Here is a 5,476-nt window from a genome sequence, read left to right as displayed (position 1 = left end):
CGCCGCCCTGCGTGCCGGTGATATCGGCGGCGCCGGTCTGGACACCTTCGAGCAGGAGCCGCCGGCTGCTGACAGTGAGCTGTGGTCGCTGGGCAACCTGGTGGCTACTCCGCACGTGGGCGCCAACACCCAGGAATCGCAGGACCGCGTGGGCCTGCTGGCGGTGCAGCAGATCGTCGCGCAATGGGCTGGTGAGGCACTGGAGCCACGTTGCGTGGTCAACCGCCACCTGTTGCCAGGCACCTGAGTCAAGTCCGGGCGCCATACCTGGCGCCCGCTATCGACAAGAACAACAAAGGAAAACTACATGTCCAGATCGCCATCTTTCCTGCGTCGGGCACTGCCCGTCGCTCACCCCTCATCCTCGCAGCGAAGCCGCCTGGCGCGTGCCTTCGCCGCAGGACGCTGACGCCCGTTCGATTGCAACAAGACGGCTTTTCGCGGTAACCGGGGGCGCGCGTCCGCGCAATGCCCCGCCAACGCGCAAGGCCACCGGCCATACAGACGTTGTCACGAGGAACTGATCATGGGATTCGCCAAGAACTATCTGCTTTCCAGCCTGCTGCTGATCGGTAGCGCCGCCACCGGTATCGCCCATGCCGCCACCTGGACGGGCTACACCTATTCCGCCGTCTCCACCACTGCCGCCGTGCAGGGTATGGAGCGGATCTCCCAGCGTATCGAGCAGGACACCGGTGGTGACCTGAAGATCACCCTGCACCTGGGCAAGACCCTGCAGATTTCCTCCACCGACATCACCCAGGCCGCCGGTGACGGCATCGTCGATTTCGCCGCCGACCTGTTCTTCTCCGGCAACGTGCAGATCGCGCGCATCCTCAACCTGCCGATGCTGATCAACAATCCCGAGGAGTGGGACAAGGCTTACAAGGTCATGGAGCCCTACCTCAAGGAAGGCTTCGCCAAACAGGGCGTGACCTACCTGGGCAGCTACCGCTACCCGCAGCAGACCCTGTTCACCCGCTTCGAGCTGCACAGCCTGAATGACCTGGCCGGGCGCAAGATCCGCGTCACCTCGCCGGAGCAGGGCGCCTTCGTCGAAGCCTTCGGCGGCTCGGCCATCACCCTGACCGGCACCGACGTGCCCAGCGCGCTGGAGCGCGGCGTGATCGACGGCGTGCTGACCGCCAGCGCCGGTGGCGCGAAGAACTGGCACGAGTTCCTGCCGAACAACTACCGTCTGCCGGTCAACTACGCCTTCAGCGCGCTGATCGCCAACCAGGACTCCTACGAGGACCTGTCCGACGACACTCGCGCCAAGCTCGATGCCATCGTCAGCGACGAGATCGGCAAGATCGATCAGGGCTTCATCGAAGACGAAGAAGTGCAGAAGCAGAGCCAGGCCAAGAGCGGCATGAAGATAGCCGAGGTGGATGCCGCGACCATCGCCGCCGCTCAGGCAAAACTGGCGCCGTTCTGGCGTGAATGGGCGAAAGGCGCGGGTCCGGAGTACGAAAAGGTACTCGGCGAAGTCCTGCAAGCCCTCGGTAAGTAAGACCCGGAGCCGACGATGAGCGAAGTAGATCTGCATGCGGGCCAGCCGGTTTCGGCGGGCCGCGTATTCGACGGGGTGGCCGCGCTGGTGCGCTGGGCCACCGGCCTGGCGCTGATTGCGCTGGTCGTGATGGTGTGCGCGGAGATCGTTTCGCGCTCCTTCTTCAGCCACTCGTTGAAGGTCGTGGAAGAACTGGCGGGTTATCTCGTCGTCGGCCTCACCCTGTTCGGTGCCAGCCTCAGCCTGCGCAGCAACAGCCTGTTCCAGGTCGGTTTTGTCCTGCACGCGCTGCCGGCCGGCCTGCAGCGGGCCTTCAATGTGCTGTTCCAGCTGATCTCGCTGGGCGTCTGCGGGGTGCTGATCTGGCAGACCGCCAAGCTGGTGATGAGCTCCTATGCGCGCGGCAACGTCGCGCCCACCACGCTGATGACGCCGCTGTGGATTCCGCAGCTGCTGGTGCCGCTGGGCCTGTCGATGATCGCCATCTTCATCATCGAACACCTGATCGTCACGCTGCGCGCCAAGAGGGCTGAATGATGGATGCTGCCATCGCTTTTATCGTCCTGCTGGTGCTGATCATCGGCGGCCTGTGGGTGCAGTTCGCGGTCGGTGCCGCGGCACTGCTGTACCTGTTCCTGTTCAAGGGCGTCGCCGGCTGGAAGGCGCTCGGCCTGGTCAGCTGGGGCTCGGCCAACAGCTTTACCCTGGCGGCCATTCCGCTGTTCATCCTGATGGCCGAGATTCTTCTTGCCAGCGGCCTCAGCGGGCGTCTGTACAACGGCATCGCGCCGTTCGTGAAGCGCCTGCCCGGTGGCCTGCTGCACACCAATATTGTCGGTAGCGGCGTGTTCGCGGCCGTCGCTGGCGGCAGTGCGCCGACCGCTGCGGCGATGTCCACCGTGGCCCTGCCGGCGCTCTCCGCGCGCGGTTACAACCGGCGTCTGGTGGCCGGTTCGCTGGCGGCCGGCGGCACTCTGGGGATTCTCATCCCGCCGTCGATCACCATGATCATCTACGCCACCTTCACCGAAACCTCGATCGCCAAGCTGTTTGCTGCCGGCCTGCTGCCGGGCATCCTGCTTGGCGCCTGCTACAGCCTGTTCATCATCGTCCGTGCGCTGCTCAACAAGGACCTGGTACCGCGCGACACGCAACAGCGTTCGCTGCGTGACTACCTGCTGGCGCTGGGCGACGTGTTCCCCTTCGCCCTGCTGATCACCATGATTCTCGGCAGCATCTACAGCGGTCTGGCCACGCCGACCGAAGCCGGTGCGCTGGGCGTGGTCGGGGCGATGCTGATCTCCGCGCTGTACGGCAAGCTCAACCTGAGCATGCTGCGCTCGGCCATGTCGCGCACCCTGCTGATGAGCGGCAACGTGCTGTTCATCGTGTTCATCTCGATGATCTTCGCCTATGCCACCGCGCTGTCCGGCGTGGGTGAGCAGATGGTCGACTGGGTATCGCATGCCGGGCTGTCCAAGCTCGGCCTGCTGCTGATCCTGATGGTGGTGTTCGCCATCCTCGGCTGCTTCATGGAAGGCCTGGGCATGATTGCCATCATCGTTCCGGTGATCTTCCCGACGCTGATGGCCATGGGCGTGGACCCGATCTGGTTCGGCATCTTCGTCGTCGTGCTGGTGGAGCTGGGTCAACTGACGCCGCCGCTGGGGGTGATCCTGTTCGTGGTCGCCGGTTCGGACAAAGACACCAAGGTCGAAGACGTGGTGATGGGCGTGTTGCCGTTCTTCGGCATCATCCTGGCCTTCCTGCTGCTGCTTATCGCGTTGCCCGATATTGCCCTGTGGCTCCCCAACATGACCGCTGGAGGTTGATAGCATGGCGTTTCCCCATCCTGATCCGCTGCTGATCGAGGCCGAAGTCTTCACCAGCCTGCCGGCTGCGCTGCGCCGCCCCGGTGCGCGCTCCTACTGGGCCGACAAGAACCGTCGCGGCTCACCGGTGGACAGCTTCATCGAAGGTCCGTCGTTCGATCTGCAGGGCAACCTGTGGTTCGTCGACATCCCCTTCGGGCGCATCTTCCGCGCCTCGCCGCAGGGTGAGGTGGAGCTGATGGCCGAATACGACGGCCAGCCCAACGGCCTGAAGATCGACGCCCAGGGGCGCATCTTCATCGCCGACTTCCGCAACGGCATCATGACCCTCGACCCGGCCAGCGGTAAGGTCGAGACCGCCCTCGGCGATGCCGACACCGAAGGCTTCAAGGGCTGCAACGACCTGCACTTCGGCCCCGACGGCGCGCTGTACTTCACCGATCAGGGCCAGACCGGCCTGCAGGACCCGACGGGCCGCGTCTACCGCTGGTTTCCCGATACTGGCCGGCTCGACTGCCTGATCGACAAGGTGCCGAGCCCCAACGGCCTGGTGCTGGATACCAGCGGCCACACCCTGTACGTGGCGGTGACCCGCGCCAATGCGGTCTGGCGTCTGCCGCTGTCGCAGAGCCAGCGCGTGGTCAAGGCCGGGTTGTTCCTGCAGTTCTCCGGCGGCCGCGCCGGTCCCGATGGCCTGGCGCTGACCCGCGACAACGGCGTGGTGGTGTGCCAGACCGGTATGGGCCTGGTCTGGGTGCACGATGCGCTGGGCGTGCCGATTGCCGTGGTGCGTTCGCCCAAAGGCCTGGGCACCACCAACTGCGCCTTCGGCGGCCCGGACGGGCGCACCCTGTACATCACCGAGTCCGACTCCGGCTCGATCCTGCGCGCCGAGCTGCCGGTGGCCGGCAACCCCATGGCATCGGGCTGGGGCGTGCGTTAGCTGTCGCGCATCGATCAGCGTGGTCAAGCTGCCTGGTGGCGCTTCCCTCTTTTATGAGCGAGGTGCCGTCAGGCTGGCGCATTGGGTTGCCGGGGCTCGATAATGCTCGGTAAAACCGATGAATCGTTTATCGATGGGGAATATTTCAATGATCAAAACACGCCCTCGTCCGGCTGTCAGTGGCGTTGCTTCTGCTGACCGCGTTCTGACCGTGCTGACGGCATTTCAGGTGGGTGATGTTTCGTTGGGGCTGGTCGAACTGGCCGAGCGAACCGGTTTGAACAAGAGCACCATCATGCGCCTGACGGTCTCGCTGGAGACCTTTGGCCTGATCAATCGTATGGCTGACGGGCGCTACCAACTGGCCAGCGAAGTCATGCGCCTGAATGCGGTCTATCAGGATGCCCTCGACCTGGAGCGCCACGTCATGCCGGTGCTGCAATCGCTCACCGACGATACCGGGGAAACCGCCTCGCTCTACGTGCGTCATGGCGCCTATCGCCTGTGCCAGTATCGGGTCAACTCACCGCATCGGCTGCGCCTACACCTGCAGCCCGGCGATATGCGGCCAATGGACAACGCCGCTGGCGCCCAGGCGCTGCGTACCAGTCTCGAGAAGGCATGCACCCTTGGCGAACCGTTTTACTCGAGTGGCGTTACAGATCCGCATGCAGCGGCCATGGCGTTGCCGATTTTTGGTGCCGGTGACGAGATGGTCGGCGCGCTGATGATCTCCGGTCCAGCCAGCCGGCTGACTGCTGAGCGTGCCGGAATTCTGCATGAATCCTTCTGCAAGGCCGCTTCTACTCTGTCACGCAGTCTTGGCTGCAAGGCCGAGTTTGGCTGGGGCTGAGCGAGCGCTGTTGTCTGCCACGAGTCGGATACCAAGTCGTTATTTTTTGGAATGTCATTTTATTTAATTCCAAATGACTACATCGCGCTTCTTGAGCGATTCTGCATCGAAGGGTGATAGGTTCTGATCTAAAGCCCAATCAATTCGCGCTTTGAGTGGCTCCTATAGCAGGGGAGGCTGTGTAGGTCGTCTGGTTGCGAAATGCAATTATTGAAATGCCATTTCTTTATGTTAGTCTGCGCCCAGTTTCCGGTCGGGCCAGCCCTGCCGTTGGTGAACATAAAAGAACAAGGTACGCACCATGAATCGAAGCATCCTGGTCACAGGTCCGGCGC

General features: G+C 63.5%; 6 protein-coding genes. All 6 read left to right on the top strand.

Going from position 1 to position 5,476, the window contains the following annotated elements; all coding sequences use genetic code 11:
• Positions 1-247, top strand: a 247-nt coding sequence (locus tag ACJRW5_RS24805) for an NAD(P)-dependent oxidoreductase (RefSeq protein WP_484573130.1), incomplete at its 5' end; no start/stop codon positions are given.
• A 279-nt stretch (positions 248-526) separates the two neighbouring features.
• Positions 527-1,513, top strand: coding sequence for a TRAP transporter substrate-binding protein DctP (dctP, locus tag ACJRW5_RS24800; protein ID WP_484573129.1), 987 nt, complete (start codon positions 527-529; stop codon positions 1,511-1,513).
• Positions 1,514-1,528: 15 nt separating this feature from the next.
• The gene (locus ACJRW5_RS24795; protein WP_484573128.1) at positions 1,529-2,050 is read left to right on the top strand and encodes a TRAP transporter small permease; all 522 of its coding nucleotides are present in this window, start codon (positions 1,529-1,531) and stop codon (positions 2,048-2,050) included.
• Positions 2,047-3,345 (top strand): TRAP transporter large permease, encoded by a 1,299-nt coding sequence (locus ACJRW5_RS24790; RefSeq protein ID WP_484573127.1) that lies wholly within the window; start codon positions 2,047-2,049, stop codon positions 3,343-3,345. The genes ACJRW5_RS24795 and ACJRW5_RS24790 overlap by 4 nt, the downstream gene beginning before the upstream one ends.
• Before the next feature lie 4 nt (positions 3,346-3,349).
• Positions 3,350-4,288: an SMP-30/gluconolactonase/LRE family protein gene (locus ACJRW5_RS24785; RefSeq protein WP_484573126.1), complete on the top strand. Its 939-nt coding sequence runs from the start codon at positions 3,350-3,352 to the stop codon at positions 4,286-4,288.
• Between the two features lie 148 nt (positions 4,289-4,436).
• On the top strand, positions 4,437-5,141 hold the full coding sequence (locus ACJRW5_RS24780; protein ID WP_484573125.1) for an IclR family transcriptional regulator: 705 nt from the start codon (positions 4,437-4,439) through the stop codon (positions 5,139-5,141).
• Positions 5,142-5,476: the final 335 nt, after the last annotated feature.

It is taken from the genome of Pseudomonas pichavaramensis (assembly GCF_050473265.1).
Lineage (GTDB): Bacteria > Pseudomonadota > Gammaproteobacteria > Pseudomonadales > Pseudomonadaceae > Aquipseudomonas.
Note: the sequence above shows the minus strand (reverse complement) of the source record. Positions and strands in the feature narration are given on the sequence as shown.